Source organism: Pseudomonas sp. TH43 (assembly GCF_016650635.1).
In the GTDB taxonomy this organism is placed as follows: domain Bacteria; phylum Pseudomonadota; class Gammaproteobacteria; order Pseudomonadales; family Pseudomonadaceae; genus Aquipseudomonas.
Genome location: NZ_JAEKFI010000004.1, coordinates 616,864 through 639,524 on the forward strand (window position 1 = coordinate 616,864; position 22,661 = coordinate 639,524).

Sequence of the window (22,661 nt, forward strand, 5' to 3'; positions counted from 1 at the left end):
TCTAAAACGCCAGAATACCGTCCACAAAAAAGGGGCGGGTCTTAATAGGTTTACTTCTCGGCAGAGCATGAGCGACGGTGGTCGCCGACTACGTCAGCACTGACTGAGCAAGTATTGGGATCGTCCCAAGTGTTGCGGGCCTTTCCCACCCAGCGCGAGGTAACGCGTTGCGGGTGTAACAGGTCGGCGCGGGTGTGCGCCTCATGATCTACCGAGTGGGTCTGCTTCTGGCAGTCCCTCTACAGCGGACTTTGGATTCTTCTGTTTCGCCCTCTCCAAGTCAAGTCGTCTGTGTGGTTAATTGTGGGTAAGCACATGAGAACGCAAGAAAAAACCTGAAAACCGCTACTCTGTTAGTGTCAATTGCGCAATTTTGCCAAGGAATCAGCATGCGAACGCTCCTCCTCACTCTGCTGATCGGCCTCAGCCCATGGTGTTCGGCCGCTCAAATCTACAAATGGGTCGATGCCCAAGGTGTCACGCACTTCGACGCACAGCCGCCACCGGGTCAGCCGTCCACCAGCATGCAGACGCCCTCCTCGCCCGCGCAGAAACCTGCGCCAATGCCGGGTAGCGGTGTGTTGGGTGATCAGAAAGCGATCGACGACAAGGTCAAGAAACAAGTCGCTGACCAACAGGCGCAGCTCAAGACCTTTTGCGAACAGGCGCGGACGAACCTTGCGCAGTTGCAGAACAATCCGCGTTTGAGGGAGGAAGTGGAGGGACAGATGCGACGGCTGGATGATGCGCAGCGTCAGGAGCGCATTGTTGAGGCGCAGAAGCAGATTGCCGAGAACTGCCAGTAACGTCGCGCCCTTGTAGGAGCTGAGCTTGCTCGCGAAAGCGGTGTATCAGTCGACTTATTCGTTGAATGACACACCGCTTTCGCGAGCAAGCTCGGCTCCCACAAAGATCGGGGATCAGCGCGAGGCGGTGATCAGCAGGTCGAACTCTTTGAGCAGCACCTGCAGCTGGCGATCCTTGCCCTGCAAATTGCGCTGGGCAAAGACCATTTCGGCCATTTCCTGAATACCCGAGGCGCTCGGCAGTGGAAGATCCTGCTCAAGGATCATCTTCATCCGCGGCAGGAAGATCCATTGCAGCCACTGCTCGAAGTCCAGAGTATCAACCGAAAACGGCTCGACACTGCTCAGCGCTTCGGCCGACGGCGACACCTCATCCCACCAGCCTTGCGTGCGCAGTTCACGCTCGATCAGCAACAACTGATCGGCGATTTTCGGGAAACGGGCGTTCATCACAGCGAAACCTTGGCCTTCTGACGGGCCTGAGCAGCACCGGCGGAATCACCTTGTTTTTCACGGGACTGCGCGATGATTTCCCACAGATTCGCTTGCAAGTCAGGACGACCGTTAGCCATGGTCAGCGCACGACGGGCGAACTGCTCGGCTTGCGGCGCATCGCCTTGCGCCATGCGCACTTGCGCCAGACGATAAAGCACTTGCGGCTCACGCGGGGCAACGCGCTGTGCACGCTCCAGACTGGAAGACGCACCGTTGAGGTCGCCACCGGCCTGCTGCTGTTGCGCCGTGGTCAGCAAGGCGAGCACCGGGCCGTCCAGTTGCTCATCCGCCGACAGACCGCCGCCACTGCTGGCCGAAGGAATGCCGCTCGGGGTCGACGGCATGTTGTAAGTGCCGGAGTTGATCGGCGCCGATTCAACCGACGACGGGTTATACGGCCCGGCCGTAATACCGCCCGACGCCGGACCCGGCACGATCGGCGAAGTGCTGATCGGCGCCGATGTTGTCGCACCACCACCCGGCACCATCACTACCACGCCGGTATCACCCTGCGGGATCGCTTGAGTCTGAGCCTGCACCGGACGCTTCACCGTGGTTTGACGGAAGCCGCCATTGGCTGAAATACGTTCGCTGTTGGACACGGCCGTGCCGGAATCAACCACCGGGATCGAACCACGCTGTACGGTAGAGCAGCCGCTGAGCAAAGCCACGGCGGTCACCGCTGGAATCAACCACTTGTTCACTTGAAACCCTCTTTGCTTAATTCATCCAGCCCTTGACCCAATCCATCACCGACTCCGGCGAAGCAGGCGTTTCGCTTGCACACGCAGCGCCGGGTGGCGGTTCGCTGCCGCGAATATACGGCATCTGCACCGCCCCTGGGCAGTTGGCATCAGAGCCTTGTCCGGTACGCGAATCAACCCACGCCTGGACGATGTTGTCCGGCTGCGGCATGTCCAGCGGCAGCGGATCGGCCTTGCGCATGAAACTGGTCCAGACCTGCAACGCACCGGTGGCACCGGTGAATGGCGTCTTGCCGTTATCGTCGCGACCCAGCCAGACCACCGCCAGCAGATCCTGACTGAAACCGGCGAACCAGCTGTCACGGGAATCGTTACTGGTGCCGGTCTTGCCCGCCAGCGTCAGGGTTTTCGGCAGCACGTTATAAACCGAACTACCGGTACCTTCACGCATCACGCGCTGCATGGCGTTCTGAATCAGGTAGATCGACGCCGGATCGAAACGCTGTTCGATCTGGAACGGATACCGCTTGAGCGGCTCGCCTTCAGCCGTCAGCACACTGCGGATGCCGCGCATCGGCGTGTTGAAACCACCGTTGGCCAGCGTCTGGTACATGGTCGCGACTTCGATCGGGGTCATGGCGCCGGCACCCAGCAGCATCGACGGGAACGCCGGGAACTCACGGGTTACGCCCAGACGCCCAAGCGTCTTGAGTACGTTGGGCACACCCACTTCCAGACCCAGACGCGAAGTCGACAGGTTGTAGGAATGCGCCAGGCCCTGATAGAGGAACACCGTGCCGTGGGAACGGCGATCGTAGTTCTGCGGCTTCCAGACCTGACCGTCAGCACCTTTGACCGACAACGGATCGTCCGACAGCCAACTGGTCAGCGTGTACTTGCTCGGTTTCTCCAGCGCAGTCAGATACACCGCCGGCTTGATCAGCGAACCCACTGGGCGCACAGCATCGAGCGCGCGGTTGAAGCCGGCAAAACTTGCCTGACGGCTACCGATCATTGCCTGCACTTCGCCGGTTTCCGGGTTGGTCACGACCATTGCCGCTTCAACGTCATCGGAGCCCTTGCGCCCGGCCAGACGTTTAAAGGTGTCGTTGACCGACGCTTCAGCCTTCATCTGCAGAATCGGGTCGAAACTGGTGAAGATGCGCAGACCTTCTTCGGTCAAGTCTTCGTCGCGGTAGTCTTCACGCAACTGGCGTTTGACCAGATCGATAAAGCCCGGGAACGAACTGTCGGCCAGTTTGCCGCGAGTGGTCACGCCCAATGGCATTTTCTTCGCCGCGTCGACCTGCTCCGCCGTTGCCACGCCTTGCTGCTCGAGCACGTCGAGCACCAGGTTACGCCGCTCAAGCGCGCGTTCAGGATTACGCCGCGGGTTGTAGTAGGAAGGCCCCTTGACCATGCCGACCAGCAGTGCGACCTGATGCAGTTTGAGCTCGGACAATGGCTGGCCGAAGAAGAACTGGCTGGCCAGACCGAAACCGTGCACCGCGCGCTGACCGTCCTGACCGACGAAGACCTCGTTGAGGTACGCCTCAAGGATTTCTTTCTTGTCGTAATGCAGTTCCAGCAGCATCGCCATCATCGCTTCGGTGAGCTTGCGAGTCAGGCTGCGTTCGTTGGTCAGGTAGAAGTTTTTCACCAACTGCTGGGTCAGCGTACTGCCGCCCTGCGTCATCTTGCCGCCAGAGGTGTTGACCCAGACAGCCCGGGCAATCGACTTCGGCGACACGCCCCAGTGGTTGTAGAAATCGCGGTCTTCCACGGCGATCAGCGTATCGAGCAAGTACGGCGGCACCTGATCGATCTTGATCAGGATGCGGTCTTCAAGATTCTTCGGATAAATCCCGCCGATCAACAACGGCTCAAGGCGAACCACGGACAATTTCGAACCGTTGGTCGCCGACAACTCAGCGACGTAATCGCCGGAGAAGCGCACGCGCACTGGCTGCGCTTTTTCCAGACCTTCATAGAACTGGAAGCCACGGGTGTTCAGGTCGACGGTATTGCCATTGACGGCCGCAGCACCGGGGCCATTGCTCACGGCTTCGCGACGATAGCCGAGGGCATCGAGTTCGGTGAGGAAATCGTCCTTGCTCAGCTTTTGTCCGACGAACAGCTCGAGCGGGCGCGCGTATACCTTGGCCGGGATGGTCCAGCGCTTGCCGGAGAACTTCTCCTGCACCACGGCATCGAGGTAAACGGCGAAGCCGGCCAGCACCACAAGGCCGACCAGACTGAGTTTAATGGCCCAGCTCAGCCACGGGCGCAGGCCCTTGGATGGTGGTTTTTTCTTGGTACGGGGGGATCGAGTTCGAGTCATGGCGGCGGATTATACGCACTTTATTCATACTCAACAGGAGCGCTCCGAGGTTTGCGTCAGGCTGGCGAGCGGCCATAATGGCGACCTTGAATTTCCCCCAGTCTCTGAAGGATCGCCCGTGAGCCAGTCACTGATCGCTGCCCTGCAAAACCCGGCCCTCTACCCGCACCCCGTCGAAGGGTTCCAGGTCATCGAAACCCATATCTCGTGGGTGATCCTCACCGGCCCCTTCGCTTATAAAGTGAAGAAGCCAGTGAATTTCGGCTTCCTCGACTTCACCAACCTCGAACAACGCGAACACTTTTGCGCTGAAGAGCTGCGTCTGAACCAGCGTCTGACCGACGATTTGTATTTGGAAGTGTTGCCGGTCACCGGCAGTATCGAGGCTCCGCAACTGGGCGGCGACGGTCCGGCCATCGAATACCTGCTGAAAATGCGCCAGTTCCCACAGACCGGTTTGCTCAGCACCCTGCAAGCCAATGGCGAACTGACCACCCAACACATCGATGAGATGGCGCAGCAGATCGCGCACTTCCACCTCACCGCGCCAAAAGTCCCTGCCGAACACGACGCCGGCACCCCGGACAGCGTGATGGCACCGGTCGCGCAAAACTTCGAGCAGATCCTGCCATTCCTCAGCGACAAAAACGATCTGCTGCAACTCGAGGCACTGAAAGCCTGGGCCGAAAGCAGCTTCGACCGTCTCAAGCCGCTGTTCGCCCAACGCAAGACCGAAGGTTTCACCCGCGAATGCCACGGTGACATTCACCTGGGCAACGCCACCGTCATCGACGGCAAAGTGGTGATTTTCGACTGCATCGAATTCAACGAGCCGTTCCGCTTCACTGACGTCTGGGCCGATACCGGTTTCCTGGCGATGGACCTTGAAGACCGTGGCCTGAAATCCCTGGCCCGTCGCTTCATCAGCCAATACCTTGAGTTGACCGGTGACTACCAAGGCCTGGAAGTGCTGAACTTCTATAAAGCCTACCGTGCGCTGGTTCGCGCCAAGGTTGCGCTGTTCAGCATGCCGGCGGACGCGACTCCGGTGCAGCGCGCTACTACCCTGCGCCAATACCGCAACTACGCCAACCTGGCGGAAAGCTACAGCACCATTCCTTCGCGTTTCATGGCGATCACCCACGGTGTTTCCGCTGTCGGCAAAAGCCACGTGGCCATGCGCCTGGTCGAGGCACTGGGTGCGATTCGCCTGCGTTCGGATGTCGAGCGCAAGCGCCTGTTCGGCGAACAAACCGTCGCCAACGACGTGCAGGCTGGCATTTACAGCGCCGACGCCAGCGCGAAAACCTACTCGCGCCTGCATGAGATCGCTGAAGTCATCCTGCACGCCGGTTTCCCGGTGGTCATCGATGCGACCTACCTCAAGCGTGAGCAACGTGACAACGCGGCAAAAATCGCCGAAGCCACCGGCACGCCATTCCTGATCCTCGACTGCAACGCGCCGCAAGCGGTGATCGAGAGCTGGCTGGCGATTCGTCAGTCAGACAAACAGGATCCGTCTGACGCCACGCTCGCTGTGATCGAAGCGCAGCAGGCCAATCGCGAAGCACTGACGCCGGAAGAGATTCTGCGCAGTAAACGCGTGCAGACCAATGAATCCGGCACGCTGGACACCGTGGTCGCGCAGATTCGTCAGCGCCTGCCAGGCTTGTAAGAAACTATTTCGGCCGTGGAGCCCTCGCTCGCTTCACGGCCGTCAAATAGTGGCACTATACTGGCGTCATAAAACCAACAGGTGATCTGACATGAGCCAGCCGAAACTGCTCGACTCCCCGCTGTATGCCTTGCTGCACAAAGACGACATCACAGGTTTCAACAAGGAACGCCCACAAGACGGTCCGATCGATATGGTCGGCGGCGACTTTCGCGGGCTCGACCTGCGCGAACTGAATGCCGATGGCGTGGATTTCCGGGACGCGTACTTCCGCTCCGCCGATCTGCGCGGCATTGATTTCCGCAATGCGGCGCTTGAAGGTGCAAGCCTGGCCCACGCACAGATTTCCGGGGCGTACTTCCCGCCGGAGTTGAGTGCCGACGAAATTCTGATGTCGATGAATTTCGGCACGCGCCTGCGTTATCGCACCCGCTAAACGACGCATCCCTAGCTAAGAAGACGCCCACCCGGCGGGAGCGAGCCTGCTCGCGAAGAGGTAGTGTCAGTCACCCTGATCGTGAAAGTCGGAGCGCTTTCACGAGCAGGCTCACTCCCACATTTTGTTGTGTGTTTTCTCCCTTCTGTCTGCGTTCGCAGACCTTTCGTACGCCTCAACACCTCCTTTCTTAGAAGCGTTTGCGTTGAATCCGACCAAACAACCACGCTTTTCCTACTGATGGCTACACTCCTGAGAAGCTCGCCCACGCACCATTCGGCCGTCGCAAGGAGGCTTGATGAATGATGAACTGCAACACCTGAAGAATCTTGGCAAGACGTCGGCGCAATGGCTGCATGCCGTGGGCATCCACAGCGCCTCGGACTTGCGTCGCCTGGGCGCGGTGGACGCTTACCGGGCCGTGCGTACCCGCGGGTTTCGCGCATCCAAGGTGTTGCTGTATGCGATCGAGGGCGCGCTGATGGATGTGCACTGGAACGATATCCCCGCCGAGCGCAAGGACGCACTGAACAAGCAGCTCGAAGCCATTTCCTCGCGTCACAAGAATTGAACGGGCCCTGACCGTCATGTATTTGCTGGGGGAACAATCGGCGTTTGCCGATGCGCTGATCAATCGCTTGCAGAATTTGCCTGCGCAGTGGCTGCACGGCTTGGCACCGTGCGGGCCGGATCTGCAACTGGAATCGACGGATGACCTGATGGCGCAGTTGCCAGGCGATCAGTTGTTTCTGCTGACTGACGGTGTGATCCATGGCGGCATCGGTGCACGGGCGCTGTTTTACTGGCAGGAAGGTGATTTGTTCGGTCTGCAACAGGGCGAAGCCTGGGCCGATTGCCGTTTGTGCAGTGATGGGCCACTGCGCTTGCAACCTTATCGGCGCAGTGAAGTTGTCCAGCATGTGTATGCCGAGCCCGGCCGGGCGGATCAATTCCTCGAATACCTGTTGGGGCAAATGGCAATCCTCGCCCACGCCGTAGCCGAACTGAAACCGCGCGAGTTTCGCAGTACCAATGGTTTCAAACGGGTGGAGGCCGGGGAAATCCTGATCAACCAGGGTGACGCTGCCGATCATGTATTTGTGATCATCGACGGCCACGCCGAGGCGTTTGTCGACGGACACAAGGTCGGCGATGTGCCCAAAGACGAGATTTTCGGCGCCATGGCAGTGTTCACTGGCGAGCCGCGCAATGCCACGGTCATCGCCCGTGAAGCGAGCACCGTGATGCTGATCCCCGGTGAGCAATTTTTGAACATGACCCGCACCAATCCGAAGATTGCCCACAGCCTGATCGAGAGCATGGCGCGGCGGATCGGCCAACTGAACAGGCAGGTCAGCCAATTCACTGCGCGCAAAGACTGACACCAAGCCCCCTGTTTACGGGGCATTCACGCCATTTTCGAGACTAAATAAAATAAATCCGGAAACAGTGGTTGACTTGGTAATGAGAATCGCTATGATTATCACAACTGGTCGCGAGATCAGTCGATATTCTGAAAAGCCCTTGGTTCGGACTCTCAGATTATCTCCTCATCAGGCTAATCACGGTTATTTGACCCGGTTTTTTACCGGGTCTTTTTTTGCCTGCAAGAAAGTCATTTGCCGAACTGCTTACGCATCTCTTCGCAGTAATCGCGCTTGGCTGTAGCGGGCGTGTACCAGACGTAATCAGCCATGGCGGCGGTGACCTCAGTCCCCTGCTCGGCCAGCATCAGAACTGTCGGCGCCTCCGTTGCGACTAAATCCAGCAGGTGCAGCGGCACTCCCACATCCTTGCGCGCATGCCATGCCCCCGCCAACAGCAATGAGGGCGTCGGCGCAGCCAACAGACGCTCAGCCATACGCCTGTCCCGTTGCTGCTGAACCGCCAACATCGCCGGCATCTGCGATTTGGTCAGCAGACCGCAGTGAGAATCGCTGATTTGCTCCAGCAGAGTCGCTTTCACGGTTTGCGCATTGCTGCGTGCCCCGCTCAAGCGCGGCGGCTGTTGATAGAACGCGCGGATTTCAGTGCTTTCAAGGTTGGCCGCCAGCAGCGGATACGGTTGTGTGAGGGCGAAGCGAACGATCGGCCCATAAAGATTCCAGTCCCAGCCATCCTGCCAGGACAGCGCATTAGGGAGGTCGCTGGGCAGCGACGCAGATTGGCGAAGCGCATCGACTTTCGGCTGCTGATCCGGCGTGAGCATTTCCAGCAGCAGGCTGCCCTGCGGTCGTTGCTCGCTCAGCGATTGCAACAACCACAACTGCGCGGCATGGTGATCGGCATTGTCATGCTGCTCGCCAATGATGACCCGCGTGGGCTTGGCAAGACGCGCCAGCAATTGCTGCGCCGTCAGCAGTTGGCCGTTGTGCAGATCACGAATGTCGCCACTGACCGGAGGCGGCAACGCAACATGCTGACACCCCGCCAGACACCCCGCCAATACCAGCAGCGCCAACCCCCAGATCCCACGCATGTCATCACCTCGATGAAGAATTCAGCGGGCGATGATCAGCGGATGCCCACGCTCCGGGTGCGGTTGCACCAACACTTCGAGACCGAACACCGCTTTCAGCGAATCCGGTCGCAGTACTTGCTCCGGTGTATCCAGCGCCACGGGGCGGCCATCTGCAAGCAGCAGAATACGATCACAATAGCGCGCCGCCAGATTCAGATCATGCAGGATCACCAGCACCGCCGCGCCGCGATCGGCAAACTCGCGCACCGCCTGCAGGGTTGTGTGTTGATGCAATGGATCGAGCATCGACGTCGGTTCATCAAGCAGCAACGTTTGCCCAGTCTGACCCGGCCACAATTGCGCCAGCACCCGCGCCAGATGCACGCGCTGACGCTCGCCCCCCGACAACGCCAGATAACTGCGTCCGCTCAGATGCCCGGCATCCGCCGCCGCCAAAGCCGCCACGATGATTTCGTCATCGCGCACTCGGCCACTTTGATAAGGCAGGCGCCCCATGCCCACCACTTCTTCGACACGGAAAGCAAAATCCAGGGTCGAGACCTGCGGCAGTACCGCCAGACGCTGGGCGCGCTGCACTCCCGTCCAGCGACTCAAGGCCTCGCCGTCGAGCGAGACCTCGCCTTCACTGGCCGTCAACTCACCGCACAAGGCGCCCAACAAGGTACTTTTGCCCGCGCCATTTGGCCCGAGCACACCCAGCACTTCGCCCGGTTGAAGTTGCAGCGAGACTTCGCTGAGCACAGCCTTGCGCCCGCGCTGGATGTGCAGATTGTGCGCACGCAGCATCAGGCACGCCCTCGCAGCAGCAGATAAAGGAAGAACGGCGCGCCGATAAACGCCGTGACGATGCCGATTGGCAACTCCGCCGGCGCCAGCGCCAGCCGTGCGACCAGATCCGCCAGCAGCAACAGACTCGCCCCGGCGAGCACCGAGGCCGGCAGCAACACACGATGATCCGGCCCGGCCAACAAGCGCACCAGGTGCGGCACCACCAATCCGACGAAACCGATCATCCCCGCCGCTGCCACTGCGGCGCCAACACCCAACGCGGTGCAAAACACCAATTCCCGCTTGAGCCGCTCGACATCAATCCCCAGGTGCCCGGCCTCGGATTCCCCGAGCAACAAGGCATTCAATGCTTTCGCCCGACGCGGCAGCCACAACGCGACCCCGCCACTGATGATCAACAACGGCCACAACCGCGCGTAACTGGCGCCATTGAGACTGCCGAGGTTCCAGAAAGTCAGCGTACGCAAAGTCGCGTCATCCGCCAGATAGGTGAACAGTCCGACCGCCGAACTGGCCAGCGCCGTCAGCGCGATACCGGCCAGCAACATGGTCGCGACGTTGGTCTGGCCGTTACGCCGACCGAGTCGATAGACCAGCGCAGTCACCCCGAGGCCGCCGAGAAACGCACACACCGACAACAGATAAGGTCCGAACCATTCCGGCAAACCGCCAAAAAACGAGCCGCCGACAATCGCAACTGCCGCGCCCAATGCCGCGCCACTGGAAACACCGACCAGTCCCGGATCGGCCAACGGGTTACGAAACAGTCCTTGCATCGCCACGCCGGACAGCGCCAGCACACCGCCCACCGCCAGCCCGAGCAAAGTCCGCGGCAGACGAATCTGCCCGAGAATCAGTTCAGCCTGCTCCAGCCCGTCCGGCGCCAGCGGCACACCAAGCATGCGCAACGCCGCGCGCAATGTATCGAACAGCGGCAAGCTGACCGGGCCGAGGGCCAATGACAGCCATATCGCCAGCAAACACAGGAGCGTCAGGCCGATGAACAGGCCACGGGGTTTGACCAATGTGGTCATTGGCCGCTCTTGGCCGGGTAGAAACCGTCAGACAGGGTCTGCAACGCCGCTGGCAGGCGTGGCCCAAGCCCACCGACCAAAAAGGTCGGATCAAGCTCCAGCACACGTCCGGCCTTGGCGGCACGGCTGGCATTGAGAATCGGGTTTTCCTTGAACAGCGCCGCTTTCGCTGCGTCACCGGTCAGCGCACGGTCAGCGAAGACCAAAACCTCTGGGTCGAGACTGGCGAGGGATTCCACGGAAAACGGCTTGTAGCCGGTATGCGTCGCCAGATTGTGCCCGCCGGCCTGTTGCAGCAGCCAATCGGCGGCGGTGTCCTTGCCGGCGATCAAAGGTTTCCCTCCCGCATGCCCCAGCAATAACAGGACCCCCGGCGCTTTCTGTTTGGCCTGCGCGTCAGCAACTCGCGTCTTCTGCGCGTCGAGTTGCTGTTGATAACGTTGCAGCAATTGCGCGGCCTGTTGTTCAGCGCCGAGCAACTGCCCCAAGTGCGTGACGTTTTTCTCCAGCGTCGGCAGATCCGGCTGCGCCGAAAACAACTCCACCTGCACCTTGGCTGCTTTCACCTGAGACAGCACCGGCGGTGGCCCCATTTCTTCGGTGCCAATAAGAATATCCGGACGCAAACTGAGGATGCCCTCAGCCGAAAGGCTGCGCTGATAACCAATGCTTGGCAGCGCTTTCAACGATTGCGGATGCTGGCTGGTGGTGTCGACGCCCACCAGCTTCGATTCGCCGCCCAGCGCACTGACCCACTCCGACAACGCGCCGCCAGCACTGACCCAACGTTGCGGCAAATCAGCCGCTGCAGCCTGGTGGCTGACTAAAAGTCCGACACACAGCACAGCAACGTGGGTACTCAGGCGCATACACAGCTTCCTTGAATGAGGTTTTCCCGCGCACGCGGATGCCAGGCCAAGTATCCTCGGCGTCTGTCAGCCACCCTTCGGGTGAAGGCCGCCATTTGATAATTGTTTGCATTTAAACGTCAAGCTCGGACATATCCGGACACGAGCAGACATTAGAGGATAGCCATGAAGTTTCTGTGCGCGGGTGCCGATCTGGCCGAGGCCGGTAGCCGCGGTTTTGAAATCGACGGGAAAAAGCTGTTTGCCGTGCGCCGCAACGGTCAGGCGTATGTCTATCTGAATCGCTGTCCGCACCGGGGCGTGGGTCTGGAATGGCATCCCGACCAGTTTCTCGACCCGAGCAACAGTTTGATTCAGTGCGCCACCCATGGCGCACTGTTTCTGATCGAGGACGGTGAATGCGTCGCCGGGCCTTGCGCCGGGCAGTCGTTGACGGCCATTGACTGCCGTGAAGATGCACAGGGCTTGTGGATCGATGTTTAGCCGTTGAGCAGCACATCGAGGCGCCGGTCGATCACCATCTCTTCATGGTTGAGCCGTACGCCGTAAGCCAGCACTTCAACACCACAGGCGACTGCTTCACGCAAGGCATCGGCGTAGGCCGAATCGATCTCCTCGGCGGGCCGTACGGCCTCGATCCCGCTGAGATTCACGCAATACAACTGCACCGCGCGAATGCCGTCCCGCGCCAGGTGCGCCAGTTCACGCAGATGCTTGGCGCCGCGCTGGGTCACGGCATCGGGGAACGCCGCCACATCAGTACCATCGAAACCCAGGGTGACGCTTTTCACCTCGACATAGGCCGGGCCGCTCGGGTATTCGAGGCGAAAATCGATGCGACTCTTCTCTTGCCCGTAAGCCACCTCACGCTTCAGCGCGGTAAACCCGTTCAGCTCAGTGATAACCCCGGCCAACAAAGCTTCTTCGACCAACCCGTTAGCCCGCGCGGTGTTCACGCAAAACAAGCGACCTTGCGGGGTTTCGCCGATTTCCCAAGTGCCGGGCAGTTTGCGCTTCGGATCATTGGAGCGACTGAACCAGACCTGCCCGCCTTCGACCTGGCAATTGAGCATCGAACCGGTATTCGGGCAGTGAATGGTCAACAACTCGCCGTCAACGGTCTCGATATCAGTGAGAAAACGCTTGTAACGACGAATCAGTCGCGCCTCTTCCAGAGGAGGATAAAAACGCATCAGCCTTGCCAACTCTTCAAGCCACGCGCAATCCGTTCCACCGCTTCCTGTAAGCGAAGGAGGTTTTGCGTGTAAGCAAAACGCACATGATGGCTGGCCTGATGGCGTCCGAAGTCCAGCCCCGGGGTAAACGCAACATGCTCGGTTTCAAGGAAATGTCGGCAGAACGCGAAGGCATCGCCGCCGAACTTGCTGATATCTGCATAGAGATAGAATGCGCCCTCGGGTTCCACGGCAATGTTGAAACCCAGCTCGCGCAACGCTGGCAGAAGGAAATCCCGACGACGACCGAACTCGGCACGACGCTCTTCCAGAATCGCGATGGTGTCTGGTTCAAAGCAAGCCAGTGCCGCGTATTGCGCCATGCTTGGCGCACTGATGTAGAGGTTCTGTGCAAGTTTTTCCAGCTCGCCGACCGCCGCCTCCGGTGCCACCAGCCAGCCGAGGCGCCAACCGGTCATGCCGAAATACTTGGAGAAACTGTTCAACACAAAGGCGCTGTCATCGACTTCCAGCACGCTGGCGGCATCGGTGCCGTAAGTCAGGCCGTGATAGATCTCGTCCACCACCAGATGCCCGTGCCGGGCCTTGATGGCTGTGGATAACCCGGCCAACTGATCGCGGGTCAGAATCGTGCCGGTCGGGTTGGCCGGCGACGCGACCAACGCGCCAACGCTGTCGTGGTCCCAATGCCGTTCGACCAGATCCGGGGTCAGTTGATAACGCACCTCCGGGCCGACAGGCACCAACTGCGCCGCGCCCTCGACCAAGCGCAGAAAGTGGCGGTTACACGGATAACCGGGATCCGCCAGCAACCAATGCTTGCCCGGATCGACCAGCAGCGCACTGGCCAGCAGCAACGCACCCGAACCGCCCGGCGTGATCAGAATTCGCCGAGGATCGATGCTCAAGCCGTAGCGCGACTGATAGAAACCGGAGATTGCCTCGCGCAACTCGGGAATCCCGCGCGCCGCCGTGTAACGCGTTTTACCCGCCGTCAGCGCCGCTTGCCCTGCACGGATGATCGGCTCGGCCGTGGTGAAGTCCGGCTCGCCGATCTCCAGATGGATGACATCGCGCCCCTCGGCCTGCAATTCATTGGCCCGCGCCAGCAACGCCATCACATGAAACGGTTCGATCGCACGACTGCGCGCACTGTAGGGCTGAGCCATTGGATTTCCTTCGACGGCGAAAAAGAGACGATTCTACTCATCTCCCGGAACGAGCGAGAACCCGCCGCGGTCTCAGCCTCAAGAACGCTGGACTGTAACGATATGAGCGTACGCTCCAGGATTGACTAAAATCAGTGATTGAACAGGTCTCCCGCACCGCCAGACACGGCTTGCCAAACATTTGCAAGCGCCACCCGCCGGGGCCTCGACATCCGGGAGTAGCGCAGGCCGAATTGATCTGGTAAGTTCGCCCGCTTGCAGCCGCAGGGCCGGCAGGTGTCGGTGATGGAGCAATCCTGCGCAATGGATTACAAGAGTAGAGGCGGTCCATTTCATGCCCACCCAAGCAAAGCAACAGCAGCAAACGGCGATCACTGGCTTCGAACCCTATGTTCAGGCCAAAGACGAAGAGTACATGGGCAAACCCATGCGCGCGCACTTCACCAAGATCCTGACCAAGTGGAAACTGGACTTGATGCAGGAAGTCGACCGCACTGTTGATCACATGAAGGACGAAGCAGCCAACTTCCCCGACCCGGCCGACCGTGCCAGTCAGGAAGAAGAGTTCGCCCTCGAACTGCGCGCCCGTGATCGCGAGCGCAAGCTGATCAAGAAGATCGACAAGACACTGCAGTTGATCGAAGACGGTGAATACGGTTGGTGTGATTCCTGCGGCATCGAGATCGGCGTCAAGCGCCTCGAAGCCCGTCCTACCGCCGACATGTGCGTAGACTGCAAGAACCTGGCTGAAATCAAGGAAAAGCAGGTCGGCAAGTAATCCCGACCTGAACGAAAAACGGAGCGTGCGAACGCTCCGTTTTTGTTTCTGCCTTTTGCCTTTGAGCCTTTGTGGGAGCGAGCCTGCTCGCGAAAGCGGTATGACATTCAACATCGATATTGACTGACCCATCGCTTTCGCGAGCAGGTTCGCTCCCACAGGTTGACCTGCGTATAGCCCCAAAAGTAGTTTCGCCCTCATGACTGCCAAAAAATCCTCCGCCTACATCGGCCGCTTTGCCCCGACACCCAGTGGCCATTTGCACTTCGGTTCGCTGGTTGCCGCCCTCGCCTCCTATCTCGACGCCCGTTCGGTCGGTGGCCGCTGGCTGGTGCGCATGGAAGACCTCGACCCGCCTCGTGAAGAACCCGGCGCACAGACCGCCATCCTCCAGGCGCTGGAGAGCTACGGCTTCGAATGGGATGGCGAGATGGTGCGCCAGAGTGATCGCCACGACGCTTACGCTGACGTGCTCAACAGCCTGTTCAATCACGGCCTGGCTTACGCCTGTACCTGCTCGCGCAAACAACTGGAGCCGTATCACGGCATTTATCCGGGCCTGTGCCGCAACGCCGGTCACGACCAGCAAGACGCTGCGATCCGCCTGCGCGTGCCAGAGCTGGAATACCACTTCATCGACCGTGTGCAGGGCGAATACCGCCAGCATCTGGGTCGTGACGTCGGCGACTTCGTCATTCGCCGTCGTGATGGGTTGTATGCCTATCAATTGGCCGTGGTGCTCGACGACGCCTGGCAAGGCATCACCGACATCGTGCGCGGCGCCGACCTGCTCGACTCGACACCCCGCCAGCTCTATCTGCAAGAACTACTGGGTCTGCGCCAGCCGCGCTATCTGCACCTGCCGCTGATCACTCAGCCGGACGGCAACAAGCTCGGCAAGTCATACCGTTCGCCTCCGCTCGAAGCCGATCAAGCGACGCCTTTGCTACTGCGGGCTCTGCGCGCACTGGGGCAAAACCCCGGCGCCGAACTCGAACACGCGACGCCACAGGAACTGCTGATCTGGGGTAGCGCGCACTGGGATGCAAGCAAGATCCCGCGCACACTGACCCTGCCCGAAGCGCAACTGCTATGACGACACTTGCAGTCGCGCCGCCATCCGTTACCATCGCCGCACGTTTTCGGGCACGCGCATAAAAAAGAGAGGCCGGGATGTACATCTATCGCTTGGTCCTGCTTTTAGTCGTGGGGATCTACCTGTTTTCCCCCGCCATCATGGATTGGTGGATCGACGCTACGGGCGCCTGGTATCGCCCTTATCTGCTCTGGCTGATCCTGATTGTCGTGACCTTCATCCTGCAGAGCCAAAAAGATGCCGATGAGCTTTAGCCTGACCCAGATGATCCTGGTCAGCGCCGCCTACCTGGCGGTGCTGTTCGGCGTAGCCTGGATCAGTGAGCGGGGCATGATCCCGCGCGCAATCATTCGCCACCCGCTGACCTACACCTTGTCGCTGGGGGTTTACGCCAGTGCGTGGGCGTTCTACGGCACGGTCGGCCTCGCTTATCAGTACGGCTACGGCTTTCTGTCCAGTTATCTCGGCGTGTCCGGCGCGTTTCTGCTGGCGCCGGTGCTGCTCTATCCGATCCTGAAGATCACCCGCACGTATCAGCTGTCGTCGCTGGCGGATCTTTTTGCGTTCCGCTTTCGCAGCACCTGGGCCGGCGCGCTGACCACGATCTTCATGCTGATCGGCGTGTTGCCGTTACTGGCGTTGCAGATTCAGGCGGTGGCCGACTCCATCGGCATTCTCACCGGCGAGCCGATTCAGAGCCGCGTGGCACTGGCGTTTTGTGCGCTGATCATTCTGTTCACGATTTTCTTCGGCTCCCGGCATATCGCTACCCGCGAGAAACACGAAGGTCTGGTATTCGCGATTGCCTTCGAGTCGGTGATCAAACTGATCGCCCTCGGCGGCGTCGGTCTCTATGCGTTGTACGGTGTGTTCGACGGCCCGCAACAGCTTGAGCTGTGGCTGTTACAAAATCAGACTGCTCTCGCTGCACTGCACACGCCGTTGCAGGAAGGCCCATGGCGCACGCTGCTACTGGTGTTCTTCGCCTCGGCGATCGTGATGCCGCACATGTATCACATGACGTTCACCGAGAACCTCAACCCGCGCTCATTGGTCAGTGCGAGTTGGGGCTTGCCGTTGTTCCTGCTGCTGATGAGCCTGGCGGTGCCGTTGATCCTGTGGGCCGGACTCAAGCTCGGCGCCACCACCGACCCGGAATATTTCACTCTCGGCATCGGCATTGCTGCCAACAGCAAGCCGCTGGCCTTGCTGGCTTACGTCGGTGGGCTGTCAGCGGCCAGCGGACTGATCATCGTCACCACCCTGGCGCTGTCGGGCATGGCGCTCAACCATCTGGTGCTACCGCTTTATCAGCCACCCGCCGAAGGCAACATCTACCGCTGGCTGAAGTGGACTCGCCGCGCGCTGATCGTCGCGATCATCATGGCCGGCTTCGGCTTCTACCTGATGCTCGGCGCCGGGCAGGATCTGGCCAACCTCGGCATCGTGGCCTTCGTCGCCACGTTGCAATTCCTGCCGGGCGTGTTGTCAGTGCTGTACTGGCCGACCGCCAACCGTCGCGGTTTCATCGCCGGTCTGTTGGCGGGGATTCTGGTCTGGGTCGTTACCATGCTGTTGCCACTGGTCGGTAATCTGCAGGGCTTCTACATACCGCTGCTGAACATGATTTACGTGCTGGATGACACCAGTTGGCACATGGCGGCCATCGCGTCGCTGGCGGCCAACGTTTTGATGTTCACCCTGATCTCGCTGTTCACCAACGCCAGCCCTGAAGAGGCTTCCGCCGCCGAAGCCTGCGCGGTGGATAACGTCCGTCGCCCACAACGTCGTGAGCTACACGCCGCCTCGCCGCAGGAATTTGCCACGCAGTTGGCCAAACCGCTGGGCGCCAAGGCTGCGCAGAAAGAAGTCGAGCAGGCGCTGCGCGACCTTTATCTGCCGTTCGACGAGCGTCGCCCCTACGCCTTGCGCCGCTTGCGCGACCGCATCGAAGCCAACCTTTCCGGCCTGATGGGCCCGAGCGTGGCGCAAGACATGGTCGAAACCTTCCTGCCGTACAAGGCTGGCGGTGAAAACTATGTGACCGAAGACATTCACTTCATCGAAAGCCGCCTCGAGGATTACCACTCACGCCTTACGGGCCTGGCTGCCGAACTCGACGCCTTGCGTCGTTACCATCGCCAGACCTTGCAGGAACTGCCGATGGGCGTCTGCTCGCTGGCCAAGGATCAAGAGATCCTGATGTGGAACAAGGCCATGGAAGAACTCACCGGAATCGCTGCGCAGCGCGTGGTCGGTTCGCGCTTGAGCACCATTGGTGAACCGTGGAAAGAATTGCTCCAGGGCTTCATCAATCTGCCCGACGAACATTTGCACAAACAGCATTTGGCCCTCGATGGCCAGACCCGGTGGCTGAACCTGCACAAAGCGGCGATTGATGAACCGTTGGCACCGGGTAACAGTGGTCTGGTGTTACTGGTCGAGGATTTGACTGAAACGCAGATGCTCGAAGACAAACTGGTGCACTCCGAGCGTCTGGCGAGCATTGGTCGTCTTGCGGCGGGTGTCGCCCACGAAATCGGTAACCCGATCACCGGCATTGCTTGCCTGGCGCAGAACCTGCGCGAAGAACGCGAAGACGACAGCGAGCTGACGGAAATCAGCGGACAGATCCTCGAACAGACCAAACGCGTCTCGCGCATCGTGCAGTCGTTGATGAGCTTTGCCCACGCCGGCAGCCATCAGCACAGCGACGAGCCGGTTTGCCTGGCGGAAGTGGCGCAGGATGCCATCGGTCTGCTGGCCTTGAACCGGCGCAATTTCGAAGTGCAGTTCTACAACCTTTGTGATCCCGATCACTGGGTCGAAGGCGATCCGCAGCGGCTCGCCCAGGTCTTGATCAATCTGCTTTCAAACGCCCGCGACGCCTCGCCGCCGCACAGCGCGGTACGGGTCAAAAGCGAAGCCGGCGAACACACGGTCGATCTGATCGTCGAGGACGAAGGCAGCGGTATTCCGAAGAACATCATGGACAGATTGTTCGAACCCTTCTTCACCACCAAGGATCCTGGCGAAGGCACCGGTCTGGGCCTTGCACTGGTCTATTCCATCGTTGAAGAGCATTATGGACAAATCACCATCGACAGCCCGGCTGATGTACAAAGCCAACGCGGCACCCGTATCCGGGTGACCTTACCGCGTCATGTCGAAGCGACGTCCGCTGTGAACTGAGACCGTCGAGAGTATCGAATCAATGCCGCACATTTTGATCGTCGAAGACGAAACCATTATCCGCTCCGCCTTGCGCCGCCTGCTGGAACGTAATCAGTATCAGGTCAGCGAAGCCGGTTCAGTGCAGGAAGCACAAGAACGCTTCACCATTCCGACGTTCGATCTGATCGTCAGTGATCTGCGCCTGCCGGGCGCGCCGGGCACCGAGCTGATCAAGCTCGGTCAGGGCACGCCGGTGCTGATCATGACCAGTTACGCCAGCCTGCGCTCGGCGGTCGACTCGATGAAAATGGGCGCGGTCGACTACATCGCCAAGCCGTTCGACCACGATGAAATGCTCCAGGCGGTTGCGCGGATCCTGCGTGATCGCCAATCGACGCCGGCTGTCAGCGAAGTCGTTGCAGGCAAATCGTCCAGTGGCAGCAGCAAAGTCGCGACCGACAACAGTAACGGTGAAATCGGCATTATCGGTTCCTGCCCGCCGATGCAGGATCTCTACAGCAAGATCCGCAAAGTCGCACCGACCGACTCCAATGTGTTGATCCAGGGTGAGTCCGGTACAGGTAAAGAACTGGTAGCCCGCGCCCTGCACAACCTGTCGAAACGCGCCAAGGCACCGATGATCTCGGTGAACTGCGCAGCCATTCCGGAAAGCCTGATCGAATCCGAACTGTTCGGCCACGAGAAAGGTGCGTTCACCGGTGCCAGCGCCGGTCGCGCCGGTCTGGTCGAAGCGGCGGATGGCGGTACTCTGTTCCTCGACGAAATCGGCGAACTGCCGCTGGAAGCCCAGGCGCGCTTGTTGCGCGTGTTGCAGGAAGGCGAAATTCGTCGAGTCGGCTCGGTGCAGTCGCAGAAAGTTGATGTACGCCTGATTGCGGCCACTCACCGGGACCTCAAAAGCCTGGCGAAAATCGGCCAGTTCCGTGAAGACCTTTATTACCGTCTGCACGTGATTGCGCTGAAACTGCCGGCCCTGCGTGAACGCGGCGCCGACGTCAACGAAATCGCCACGGCTTTCCTCGCTCGCCAGAGTGCGCGCATCAACCGTACCGACCTCAAGTTTGCGGCGGATGCCGAACAGGCCATCCGTCACTATTCCTGGCCGGGTAACGTGCGCGAGCTGGAAAACGCCGTTGAACGCGCGGTGATTCTGAGCGAGAGCCCGGAAATCTCTGCGGATCTGTTGGGCATCGACATCGAGTTGAGCGATCTGGACGACGACGAGTTCATCGGCCTGCCGCCACAAACGGCGGGTAACGCCAGTAACAGCAGCCACGAACCGACCGAAGACCTGTCGCTGGAAGACTATTTCCAGCACTTCGTCCTCGAGCATCAGGACCACATGACCGAAACCGAACTGGCGCGCAAACTGGGCGTCAGCCGTAAATGCCTGTGGGAACGCCGACAGCGTCTGGGCATTCCACGGCGCAAGACCGGGGTCGCCAGCGAGAGCTGAACGTTACCTGTCGAGTGTGTGGGTAACGCTTGAAGATGTGAAAAAACTGTTACCTCAGTCGATTCACGTAACAGAAGCCGGGGTTATCGGTAACGAAACCCCGGCTTTTTTTCGCCCCGACAAAACGGTTATATCGACCTAACCCCTTGTTTTATTGGGTTTCGCAAAAGTTGGCACGGCACCTGCTATATGTTTGGTACAAGAACAATAACAAGCAATGCACAAGACAATAAAAATAAGACGAATCGACTCACGCACAATAAAAACAAGACGGCGAGAGGCGCAGCTAACTGATTCTTTTGGAGAGGCGTTGTATTTGGGGCTTGCCCCACGACCAGGCCGAGAACAACAAAAACTGTCCTAAGACAGAGCCTGTACTGGTTGGATCGAGAGATCACTGCAATTCAGCGACCAAAGCAATCCGTTTGCTCTTGGCTCCCGATTGGGAGGGCCGCGAAGGAAACGCTTCGTGGCGAGGGCACTCAACAAAAACAAGAAGCCCGAATCAATAATAAAAAGAGCACGCAACTACTTCTTGGGGAGCTTCGGCTCCCCTTGTAGTTTCTCCCTCCCGGCAAAATCCTTCGAATTTCCCTTGCTCGACCCTTGCAGCTTGCGGCTTACAGCTCAAATCTGCCGTGTCCTACACCATCCCCCGACTAAATGCTAGAATCTGCGCCCATCATGCGGTCATTCTTTGGTATGGCCGAACATTCCTTCAAACAGTGCATCCCATGCTGAAGAAGTTGTTCCAGTCATTCCGAACTCCCGTGCGTCGTACGCAACACATCCGCAGCACCCCTGAAGTGCTCAACAGCGGTCAACACTCGCTGCAGAAAACGCAGTTCAGCCGCTACGCGGTGAATATCGTCGAACGCCTGCAAGGTGCCGGTTACCAGGCTTATCTGGTCGGCGGTTGCGTGCGTGACATGCTACTGGGCATTACGCCCAAGGACTTCGACGTCGCCACCAGCGCCACACCCGAGCAAGTCCGCGCCGAATTCCGCAATGCGCGGATTATCGGCCGTCGCTTCAAACTGGTGCATATCCATTTCGGTCGCGAAATCATCGAAGTCGCGACCTTCCGCGCCAATCACCCACAAAACGAAGACGACGAAGACAGTAACCAGTCTTCGCGCAACGAGAGCGGGCGCATTCTGCGCGACAACGTTTACGGCACCCTGGAAGAAGACGCGCAACGTCGCGATTTCACCATCAACGCGCTGTATTACGATCCGGTCAGCGAGCGCATCCTCGACTACGCCAACGGCGTACACGACATCCGCAATCACCTGATCCGCCTGATCGGCGATCCGAAGCAGCGTTACCAGGAAGATCCGGTGCGCATGCTGCGGGCCGTGCGTTTTGCCGCCAAGCTCAACTTCGGCATCGAAAAGCACACCGTGCAGCCCATTCGCGAACTGGCACCGATGCTGCGCGAGATCCCTTCGGCGCGCCTGTTCGAAGAAGTGCTCAAGCTGTTCCTCTCGGGACACGCCGCAATCACCTTCGAAATGCTCGTCGACCTGCAACTGTTCGCCCCGCTGTTCCCGGCCAGTGCCGATGCGCTGGAACATAACCCGGAATACACCCATACGCTGATCAGCGAAGCGCTGACCAACACCGACCTGCGCATCAAGCAGAATAAACCGGTAACCCCGGCGTTCCTGTTTGCCGCCCTGCTGTGGCCTGCCCTGCCGGCCCGGGTGTTGCGCTTGCAAGAGCGTGGCATGCCACCGATTCCGGCAATGCAGGAAGGCGCCCACGAACTGATCGCCGAGCAGTGCCAGCGCATCGCGATTCCGAAGCGCTTCACCATGCCGATCCGCGAGATCTGGGACATGCAGGAGCGTCTGCCACGCCGCAGCGGCAAACGTGCCGATCTGTTGCTGGACAACCCGCGTTTCCGCGCCGGTTATGACTTCCTGCTGTTACGTGAAAGCGCTGGCGAGGAGACTGACGGCCTAGGCGAATGGTGGACTGACTATCAGGATGCCAACGAAAGCGAGCGTCGCGACATGATCCGTGACCTCAGCGGCAAGGGTGATGACGCCAGTGGCGCGCCACGCAAACGTCGTCGCAGTGGCGGCTCCAAGCGCAAACGCGCCGGTGCCCCGAGCGCTTCGACAGGCGAGTAAAG

The 22,661-nt window shown here is 59.7% G+C and carries 21 protein-coding genes; 12 read left to right on the forward strand and 9 right to left on the reverse strand.

Features of this window, described 5'->3' with window-relative positions:
- The first annotated feature begins 389 nt into the window (after positions 1-389).
- On the forward strand, positions 390-806 hold the full coding sequence (locus tag JFT81_RS19090; protein ID WP_201228506.1) for a DUF4124 domain-containing protein: 417 nt from the start codon (positions 390-392) through the stop codon (positions 804-806).
- A gap of 114 nt (positions 807-920) precedes the next feature.
- On the opposite strand, the gene JFT81_RS19095 is transcribed toward JFT81_RS19090, so the two are convergent.
- Genes JFT81_RS19095 through mrcB form a run of 3 tightly spaced genes read right to left on the reverse strand, consistent with a single transcriptional unit; the run spans position 921 to position 4,346 of the window.
- Entirely contained in the window at positions 921-1,256 is a 336-nt protein-coding gene (locus JFT81_RS19095; protein ID WP_201228507.1) for a YqcC family protein, read from the reverse strand.
- Positions 1,256-2,005, reverse strand: a complete 750-nt coding sequence (locus tag JFT81_RS19100) for a hypothetical protein (protein ID WP_201228508.1) — start codon at positions 2,003-2,005, stop codon at positions 1,256-1,258. The genes JFT81_RS19095 and JFT81_RS19100 overlap by 1 nt, the downstream gene beginning before the upstream one ends.
- 16 nt (positions 2,006-2,021) lie before the next feature.
- On the reverse strand, positions 2,022-4,346 hold the full coding sequence (mrcB, locus tag JFT81_RS19105; protein ID WP_201228509.1) for a penicillin-binding protein 1B: 2,325 nt from the start codon (positions 4,344-4,346) through the stop codon (positions 2,022-2,024).
- Positions 4,347-4,464: 118 nt separating this feature from the next.
- Here mrcB and JFT81_RS19110 point away from each other — a divergent pair, with 118 nt between their 5' ends.
- From JFT81_RS19110 to JFT81_RS19125, 4 genes are all read left to right on the forward strand, one after another.
- Complete coding sequence (locus JFT81_RS19110; protein WP_201228510.1) at positions 4,465-6,021, forward strand: bifunctional aminoglycoside phosphotransferase/ATP-binding protein; 1,557 nt, start codon at positions 4,465-4,467, stop codon at positions 6,019-6,021.
- Positions 6,022-6,112: 91 nt separating this feature from the next.
- Complete coding sequence (locus tag JFT81_RS19115) at positions 6,113-6,457, forward strand: pentapeptide repeat-containing protein (RefSeq protein ID WP_201228511.1); 345 nt, start codon at positions 6,113-6,115, stop codon at positions 6,455-6,457.
- 298 nt (positions 6,458-6,755) lie between these two features.
- Positions 6,756-7,028: a TfoX/Sxy family protein gene (locus JFT81_RS19120; protein WP_003228231.1), complete on the forward strand. Its 273-nt coding sequence runs from the start codon at positions 6,756-6,758 to the stop codon at positions 7,026-7,028.
- Between the two features lie 16 nt (positions 7,029-7,044).
- Positions 7,045-7,839: a cyclic nucleotide-binding domain-containing protein gene (locus tag JFT81_RS19125; protein WP_201228512.1), complete on the forward strand. Its 795-nt coding sequence runs from the start codon at positions 7,045-7,047 to the stop codon at positions 7,837-7,839.
- Between the two features lie 233 nt (positions 7,840-8,072).
- Here the strand turns inward: JFT81_RS19125 and JFT81_RS19130 are convergent, their stop codons facing one another.
- From JFT81_RS19130 to JFT81_RS19145, 4 genes are read right to left on the reverse strand one after another with little or no spacing between them, the layout of a single operon-like run.
- Positions 8,073-8,936: a ChaN family lipoprotein gene (locus JFT81_RS19130; RefSeq protein WP_201228513.1), complete on the reverse strand. Its 864-nt coding sequence runs from the start codon at positions 8,934-8,936 to the stop codon at positions 8,073-8,075.
- Positions 8,937-8,957: 21 nt separating this feature from the next.
- Positions 8,958-9,725, reverse strand: coding sequence for a heme ABC transporter ATP-binding protein (locus tag JFT81_RS19135; protein ID WP_201228514.1), 768 nt, complete (start codon positions 9,723-9,725; stop codon positions 8,958-8,960).
- Positions 9,725-10,708 carry an iron ABC transporter permease gene (locus JFT81_RS19140; protein ID WP_201230586.1) on the reverse strand — a complete coding sequence of 328 codons (984 nt, stop codon included), beginning with the start codon at positions 10,706-10,708 and terminating at the stop codon, positions 9,725-9,727. The genes JFT81_RS19135 and JFT81_RS19140 overlap by 1 nt, the downstream gene beginning before the upstream one ends.
- A 50-nt stretch (positions 10,709-10,758) precedes the next feature.
- Positions 10,759-11,631: an ABC transporter substrate-binding protein gene (locus JFT81_RS19145; RefSeq protein WP_201228515.1), complete on the reverse strand. Its 873-nt coding sequence runs from the start codon at positions 11,629-11,631 to the stop codon at positions 10,759-10,761.
- Between the two features lie 165 nt (positions 11,632-11,796).
- Here JFT81_RS19145 and JFT81_RS19150 point away from each other — a divergent pair, with 165 nt between their 5' ends.
- On the forward strand, positions 11,797-12,114 hold the full coding sequence (locus JFT81_RS19150; RefSeq protein ID WP_201228516.1) for a Rieske (2Fe-2S) protein: 318 nt from the start codon (positions 11,797-11,799) through the stop codon (positions 12,112-12,114).
- Here the strand turns inward: JFT81_RS19150 and sfsA are convergent.
- Positions 12,111-12,824 (reverse strand): DNA/RNA nuclease SfsA, encoded by a 714-nt coding sequence (sfsA, locus tag JFT81_RS19155; RefSeq protein WP_201228517.1) that lies wholly within the window; start codon positions 12,822-12,824, stop codon positions 12,111-12,113. The genes JFT81_RS19150 and sfsA overlap by 4 nt on opposite strands.
- Positions 12,824-13,996: a pyridoxal phosphate-dependent aminotransferase gene (locus tag JFT81_RS19160; protein WP_201228518.1), complete on the reverse strand. Its 1,173-nt coding sequence runs from the start codon at positions 13,994-13,996 to the stop codon at positions 12,824-12,826. Before JFT81_RS19160 ends, sfsA begins: the two co-directional genes overlap by 1 nt.
- 334 nt (positions 13,997-14,330) lie before the next feature.
- On the opposite strand from JFT81_RS19160, the gene dksA reads away from it, so the two are divergent.
- From dksA to JFT81_RS19190, 6 genes are all read left to right on the forward strand, one after another.
- On the forward strand, positions 14,331-14,774 hold the full coding sequence (gene dksA / locus JFT81_RS19165; RefSeq protein WP_141127898.1) for an RNA polymerase-binding protein DksA: 444 nt from the start codon (positions 14,331-14,333) through the stop codon (positions 14,772-14,774).
- A 199-nt stretch (positions 14,775-14,973) separates the two neighbouring features.
- Entirely contained in the window at positions 14,974-15,870 is an 897-nt protein-coding gene (gene gluQRS / locus JFT81_RS19170; RefSeq protein WP_201228519.1) for a tRNA glutamyl-Q(34) synthetase GluQRS, read from the forward strand.
- Between the two features lie 77 nt (positions 15,871-15,947).
- Positions 15,948-16,124 (forward strand): hypothetical protein, encoded by a 177-nt coding sequence (locus JFT81_RS19175; RefSeq protein WP_003176118.1) that lies wholly within the window; start codon positions 15,948-15,950, stop codon positions 16,122-16,124.
- Positions 16,108-19,062, forward strand: coding sequence for a sensor histidine kinase (locus JFT81_RS19180; RefSeq protein ID WP_201228520.1), 2,955 nt, complete (start codon positions 16,108-16,110; stop codon positions 19,060-19,062). Before JFT81_RS19175 ends, JFT81_RS19180 begins: the two co-directional genes overlap by 17 nt.
- Before the next feature lie 22 nt (positions 19,063-19,084).
- The gene (locus tag JFT81_RS19185) at positions 19,085-20,521 is read left to right on the forward strand and encodes a sigma-54 dependent transcriptional regulator (RefSeq protein WP_201228521.1); all 1,437 of its coding nucleotides are present in this window, start codon (positions 19,085-19,087) and stop codon (positions 20,519-20,521) included.
- Between the two features lie 734 nt (positions 20,522-21,255).
- Positions 21,256-22,659 carry a polynucleotide adenylyltransferase PcnB gene (locus JFT81_RS19190; RefSeq protein WP_201228522.1) on the forward strand — a complete coding sequence of 468 codons (1,404 nt, stop codon included), beginning with the start codon at positions 21,256-21,258 and terminating at the stop codon, positions 22,657-22,659.
- The last annotated feature ends 2 nt before the right edge of the window (positions 22,660-22,661 follow it).

Coding starts and splice junctions, on each gene's coding strand:
- JFT81_RS19090 (WP_201228506.1), top strand. CDS start 390: ATGCGAACGCTCCTCCTCACTCTGCTGATCGGCCTCAGCCCATGGTGT.
- JFT81_RS19095 (WP_201228507.1), bottom strand. CDS start 1,256: ATGAACGCCCGTTTCCCGAAAATCGCCGATCAGTTGTTGCTGATCGAG.
- mrcB (WP_201228509.1), bottom strand. CDS start 4,346: ATGACTCGAACTCGATCCCCCCGTACCAAGAAAAAACCACCATCCAAG.
- JFT81_RS19115 (WP_201228511.1), top strand. CDS start 6,113: ATGAGCCAGCCGAAACTGCTCGACTCCCCGCTGTATGCCTTGCTGCAC.
- JFT81_RS19120 (WP_003228231.1), top strand. CDS start 6,756: ATGAATGATGAACTGCAACACCTGAAGAATCTTGGCAAGACGTCGGCG.
- JFT81_RS19125 (WP_201228512.1), top strand. CDS start 7,045: ATGTATTTGCTGGGGGAACAATCGGCGTTTGCCGATGCGCTGATCAAT.
- JFT81_RS19130 (WP_201228513.1), bottom strand. CDS start 8,936: ATGCGTGGGATCTGGGGGTTGGCGCTGCTGGTATTGGCGGGGTGTCTG.
- JFT81_RS19135 (WP_201228514.1), bottom strand. CDS start 9,725: ATGCTGCGTGCGCACAATCTGCACATCCAGCGCGGGCGCAAGGCTGTG.
- JFT81_RS19145 (WP_201228515.1), bottom strand. CDS start 11,631: ATGCGCCTGAGTACCCACGTTGCTGTGCTGTGTGTCGGACTTTTAGTC.
- JFT81_RS19150 (WP_201228516.1), top strand. CDS start 11,797: ATGAAGTTTCTGTGCGCGGGTGCCGATCTGGCCGAGGCCGGTAGCCGC.
- sfsA (WP_201228517.1), bottom strand. CDS start 12,824: ATGCGTTTTTATCCTCCTCTGGAAGAGGCGCGACTGATTCGTCGTTAC.
- JFT81_RS19160 (WP_201228518.1), bottom strand. CDS start 13,996: ATGGCTCAGCCCTACAGTGCGCGCAGTCGTGCGATCGAACCGTTTCAT.
- dksA (WP_141127898.1), top strand. CDS start 14,331: ATGCCCACCCAAGCAAAGCAACAGCAGCAAACGGCGATCACTGGCTTC.
- gluQRS (WP_201228519.1), top strand. CDS start 14,974: ATGACTGCCAAAAAATCCTCCGCCTACATCGGCCGCTTTGCCCCGACA.
- JFT81_RS19175 (WP_003176118.1), top strand. CDS start 15,948: ATGTACATCTATCGCTTGGTCCTGCTTTTAGTCGTGGGGATCTACCTG.
- JFT81_RS19180 (WP_201228520.1), top strand. CDS start 16,108: ATGCCGATGAGCTTTAGCCTGACCCAGATGATCCTGGTCAGCGCCGCC.
- JFT81_RS19185 (WP_201228521.1), top strand. CDS start 19,085: ATGCCGCACATTTTGATCGTCGAAGACGAAACCATTATCCGCTCCGCC.
- JFT81_RS19190 (WP_201228522.1), top strand. CDS start 21,256: ATGCTGAAGAAGTTGTTCCAGTCATTCCGAACTCCCGTGCGTCGTACG.